This is a genomic window from Halalkalibacterium halodurans (assembly GCF_004376175.1).
GTDB lineage: Bacteria > Bacillota > Bacilli > Bacillales > Bacillaceae_D > Halalkalibacterium > Halalkalibacterium halodurans.
This window is the reverse complement of record NZ_SNUY01000078.1, coordinates 10,458-15,514: the sequence shown is the minus strand read 5'-3', so window position 1 is coordinate 15,514 and position 5,057 is coordinate 10,458. Positions and strand designations below refer to the sequence as shown.

Genomic DNA, 5,057 nt, shown 5'->3' with positions numbered 1-5,057 from the left:
CCCATATCATCTCTTTTCATGGCGAGAGCTATAGACTGTCCCACGCATTGTCGAAAAGGAATTAAATGGGTGGCAAACCTCTGCATTTTTCATTGCATTTCTCTGCACTTTTCTATTGCAAAATACAAAGGTGAAGGAATTAGAGAACTCAAATCTCTATGTTAAATTTGAAAATGCGAATACAGGGGAGACAATATCTTCTGTTGTACCTGTAGGTACTAAAATCAATATTAAATATGAATATGAGTTTACATCAGTTTTTGGTACCACAGAAAACATGAGTACAACTAAATCTGTAACTATAAATAAGAGAAATTAAAGGAGATAACGCTTATGTCAATGTATAAAAAAGTGTTTATCTGGTTTTCTGTAGCCTTTGTCCTTTTAGTATCGCTTTATGGATGGATAGGTGAAATATTTACCCATTACAGCAGCTATAAGGAAACCTCATCAACTGAAAAACTGGTTTTCATTTTTATGATTTTGTACGGATTTTATCTAATTATATCGTTCCTTGTTGTTACAGGGACAGTAGTGACAGCAAAAGGGTTTCTGTTCTTGAAATCAAAAAAAGTAATTAGAAATATAGCCATCGTCGTGGTTCTAAGTCCGATTGTTGCTATCGGCTTCTTATCAGCCTTTGTTTCAATGTATGCTCTATACTTTTTGGTTGGTATTGCAATGTTAATGCTGTCATCATTCGTAATGGATATTCTTGAGTGTAGACGGGTGGTGAAGTTAAAATGACAGAAAAAAAGGTACTAGAGTTTTTAGCAAAATCACAAACAATAGCTTTTTTGGCTATTGTTCATGCAGGTATAGTGTATTTAATTGCAAACTTCATTTTGGCTTTGATATTAGAGCTTGTACGAGTATTAAAACTTGTTATTGAGAGTGATCTATTTGCTTTTGAAGAATTTAAACTGCCTTTAGGCAGTTTTTTTGAGTTTCAAAGTGATTTCTATTACTTCTATATTGTTTTTTACCTGATTGCTTCCTTTGGATATGTTAAGTTTGCCTATCGATTAAGAAAGAACTTTGGATCTATCAATCAAGACCAGTTTGGGTCAAGGAAGTGGACTACATTAAGGGAATTAAAGAAACAATATAGATCTGTACCGGAAAAAACAAAAGAGTTTAGTGGTGGTGGGGGCGTACCGATTTCTCGATATAAAAACAGAATTTTCATCGATGATAGCCCTGTAAATAATTTGGTCATTGGTACAACTCGATCAGGGAAAGGCGAAACGTTTGTTTTTCCAACAATTGATATTTATTCAAGGGCTGAAAAAAAAGCTTCACTAATTGTCAATGATCCGAAAGGTGAATTAGCGGCTAGTTCCTTCGAAACGCTTAAAAAGCGTGGGTATGAAGTATATATACTAAATTTACTCAATCCTGATCTAAGCATGTCATACAACCCTTTACAATTAGTTATAGACGCATATAAAGCTGGGGATGTTTCTAGGGCGCAACTCCTTTGTAATACTATATCTTTTAGCCTTTATAGTGACCCATCAGCCAAAGATAAATTTTGGCAAGAAAGCGCAATGTCTCTGTTCAATGCTGTAGCATTAGCAATTACAGCAGATTCAATTAAGAGAGGAAAAGAAGAACAGATAAACTTATATTCTGTGGCTAATTTTATTGCTGATCTTGGAGCAAAAGAGGATGAAGAAGGACAAAATGAGTTAGATAAGTTTTTCCAAAGGCGGTCATCAACTGATCCAGCTCGTATGCAATATGCAAATAGTAATTTCGCCAAAGGGAATACGAGAGGTTCTATTTTTTCTGCAACTATGGCAAAGCTTCAGGTGTTTGCTTTAACTGAGAACGCCAAGATGACATGTATGAATAATTTGGATATGGAAAAAGTGGGATTTGGAGAAAAGCCTGTAGCTATTTTCATGGTTACTCCTGATTATGATAAAAGTAATCATGCATTGGCTTCTGTCTTTGTTAGACAACTGTATTTCGTTTTGGCTCGAAAAGCTTCCGTTTCTAAGGGGAATAAATGTGAAAGGGAAGTTGTTTTTCTTTTGGACGAATTTGGAAATATGCCTCCTATTGAAGGGATGGACACGATCATTACTGTTTGCTTGGGGCGCAATATACGATTTAATTTGATCGTGCAAGCCTATAGCCAGCTTGATCAAGTTTATGGAAGTGCAAGTAAGACCATAAGTGGTAACTGCGGTAACCAAATATACATTTTGACTAATGACCTGTCAACTGCCGAACATTTTTCGAAATTGATAGGTAAAAAAACCATTGATGATCTTACTAGAAATGGAGCGTTTTTGTCTTTAAACAAAACTGCTACAGAAACAGTAAAAGACAAATGGTTATTAGACCCAAATCAATTGATGGAATTATTAGAAGAAGAAAGTGTGGTAGTAAGGGTAATAAAAAGGCAAGACAAAAAGAGAAATAAAGTGACGCCCAAGCCTATATACAATACAGGGAAAACATCTTTGAAATCAAGGTGGAGATACCTGACGGATGAGTTTGATACATCGGGATCTATTTTGGATTTACCGATAGTAGGAGAACATAAAGATCTTGATGTTGAAAGGCTAGTTTTTGGTACAAAGAATCATAAAGATAAGTTTGGGAAAATAACGAATGAACTGGATCTGGGGGATCAAAAGCTAATTAAAGATGTAATGTATGAGTGTTTGCCAGAAGATGAACTAAAAATCTTTGAGGATAACTTTGATGATTTTACATTTCTACAATTTCAATCATTTCTTTTTCATGTAGCTAAACATCTTCCCTCAAATGCGATTGACCGAGTTAAACAAACAATAAAGCCCTTTTTTGAGTTAGAAGAGTGGAGTTATTGGGAAGAGAAGTACAAAAAGCTAAACATAATTAATGTAGTTAATACGGAACAAGAAAAAGAAGCAGTCGACACCTTTAAAAAATTACAAAAGGGCGGGGGCTTACTATTCGATCAAGTGAATGACACAGAGGATGAGGATTGGGAGGATGAGGATGATTAAATTTATTTTGGAAAAAGAGAAAGAAGATCTGTTTCAAGTGTTTAAAGTGAATAAGGCGAAATTCAACGGATATCGGATAGTGTGGGCGTGTCTATTTGTACTTTTTGCCTTGTTCTCAAGTTACTCGTTTCAAAATATTTCCCTTGCTTTAATAGGTGTCCCCCTTTTAGGTTATTTAGGTTATAAACTACCTTATGTACAGTTATTAATGCAGAAAAATCGAGTAGATAAGATCAAGTCGATCATTTTTCCAATTTTTTTAAGATATTTCATTTCGCTATTAGAAACTCAGGGAAATGTGTATCAAACATTAAAGGCAACACTAAAATATGTAAAGCACCCTTTATTACATGATGAACTTCAAAAGTTAGTTAATGCCATTGAAAAGAAAAATGATCGAAACTCATATTTAGATTTTGCTCATTATATTGGTACGCCCGAAGCTGTTAATGTAATGAGCATTATTTATGACTTTTCAGAGCATGGAGTGAATAAAAAGGATTTAAAAGAGTTGGAAACGATTATTTACCAATTACACTTTAATAAAACCAATGAATTAATTAAGTATAAAGTAAATGCTATGGAAAAATACGCTAACCCTGTGCTTATTACATGTGTATTATTCACCTTAAGTTTTGTTGCTGTATCTTTGGTTATGACGGTAAATGACGCATTAAGCGGACTATAGGGATAGAAAAGAGGTTAAGTATGGATAAACAAACTGAAAATAAGGAGATTAAAGAACTTTTATATTCAAGTTTTTTGGAACCGTATCTAATGAATGATGATATTACTGATATATCTTATAACGGTACGACTTTATTTATTCAAGACAATAAAAAAGGGCGGTATAAAGCTAAAGATCAACCGTCTCAAGAAGCAATTGCCACAATCGTAAGATCAATAGCAAATATCCGCAATAAAGAGTTTACGGACGCTAGTCCGATACTAGACACAGAAATTGATAATATAAGGCTGAATGCTGTCCATAAGACTATTAGCCCTTTTGGAATAACAATGGCAATTCGGGTTTCCAAACCAAGAAAAGCAATTACTAGTCTCGCTACTTTAGCAAACAGTCAGATAGAACAATTATTAAAAGTCTTAGTGGAAACAAAAAATCATATGATTATAAGCGGAGAAACTGGATCTGGTAAAACAGAATTACAAAAGCTTTTGGTCGATTTTATCCCTGAACATCATAATATCACTCTTATGGAAGATACGATGGATAGTCACATTAAATCTCTTTACCCAAATAAGGATATTCGTAGTTGGAGGATTAGAAAAGAAGAGAACATCAATGTTACGTTTCACGATCTGATTAAATCGGGATTAAGAAATAATCCTGACTGGTTGATCATTTCGGAGATAAGGGGGGGAGAAGCTTATGAAATGCTTGAGTCGGCTCTTACGAACCATAGTATTATTACCACTTTGCACGCTTCGGACGCAAAGAGTATTCCTAGTCGGATCATGAGAATGATCGGGAAGGTTTATCAACAAAATGAACTGTTACTCGGAAAAGATATTAGTCAATTGGGTTTTGGTATCCATATGGGGATGGATTATACAAAAGAAGGAAGCATTCGGCGTTATATAAAAGAAATCGTTGAATTTCTGGATTTTTCCGAAGATGGGATTGAATATAATCTAATCTATGAGAGAATTAAAAAGTATGATGAGGAAACGAAAAAATATCATGAAGAAGAGTTTATGGGTAGGATTTCTGAAAAAACAAAGAAAAACCTGATTTTTGCTGAAAAAATACATCAAGTACCAAGTATTTTTATGTGATGTACTTTTTGTGTACTTTTTAGGAACTGATTCTGACCTCATCAAATGTTAATATATTAATGTGGATGAATAGGGAAAAACACGAAGCTATTAGGTTTCGTGTTTTTTTATTCGAAAAGGGGGTGAAGCTGATGGGTGAAAAAAATGGATCTTTGTTTTTAATTGTTCTTGCTGTAATGCTCTTTGGAGTGCTAGGGGTAGCACTTGGTGGTGATAATGGATGGTTTAGTCAAACAGTAGATACTGTTTTTAAAG

At 34.3% G+C, this 5,057-nt stretch carries 4 protein-coding genes; all 4 read left to right on the top strand.

Annotation, left to right across the window (positions count from 1 at the left end):
- Nucleotides 1–333: 333 nt before the first annotated feature.
- The 4 genes from E2L07_RS18245 to E2L07_RS18230 are packed head-to-tail and all read left to right on the top strand — an operon-like array spanning nt 334 to nt 4,802.
- On the top strand, nt 334–747 hold the full coding sequence (locus E2L07_RS18245) for a hypothetical protein (protein ID WP_134230275.1): 414 nt from the start codon (nt 334–336) through the stop codon (nt 745–747).
- A complete protein-coding gene (locus E2L07_RS18240) occupies nt 744–3,005 on the top strand; it encodes a VirD4-like conjugal transfer protein, CD1115 family (protein ID WP_134230274.1) in 2,262 nt (753 codons plus the stop codon). The genes E2L07_RS18245 and E2L07_RS18240 overlap by 4 nt, the downstream gene beginning before the upstream one ends.
- The gene (locus E2L07_RS18235) at nt 2,998–3,693 is read left to right on the top strand and encodes a flagellar assembly protein FlaJ (protein WP_134230273.1); all 696 of its coding nucleotides are present in this window, start codon (nt 2,998–3,000) and stop codon (nt 3,691–3,693) included. The genes E2L07_RS18240 and E2L07_RS18235 overlap by 8 nt, the downstream gene beginning before the upstream one ends.
- A gap of 20 nt (nt 3,694–3,713) precedes the next feature.
- A complete protein-coding gene (locus tag E2L07_RS18230; protein WP_134230272.1) occupies nt 3,714–4,802 on the top strand; it encodes a CpaF/VirB11 family protein in 1,089 nt (362 codons plus the stop codon).
- Nucleotides 4,803–5,057 lie beyond the last annotated feature (255 nt).

What these genes read in the sequence shown, in the direction of transcription:
- E2L07_RS18245 (WP_134230275.1), top strand. Translation starts at nt 334, where the DNA reads ATGTCAATGTATAAAAAAGTGTTTATCTGGTTTTCTGTAGCCTTTGTC.
- E2L07_RS18240 (WP_134230274.1), top strand. Translation starts at nt 744, where the DNA reads ATGACAGAAAAAAAGGTACTAGAGTTTTTAGCAAAATCACAAACAATA.
- E2L07_RS18235 (WP_134230273.1), top strand. Translation starts at nt 2,998, where the DNA reads ATGATTAAATTTATTTTGGAAAAAGAGAAAGAAGATCTGTTTCAAGTG.
- E2L07_RS18230 (WP_134230272.1), top strand. Translation starts at nt 3,714, where the DNA reads ATGGATAAACAAACTGAAAATAAGGAGATTAAAGAACTTTTATATTCA.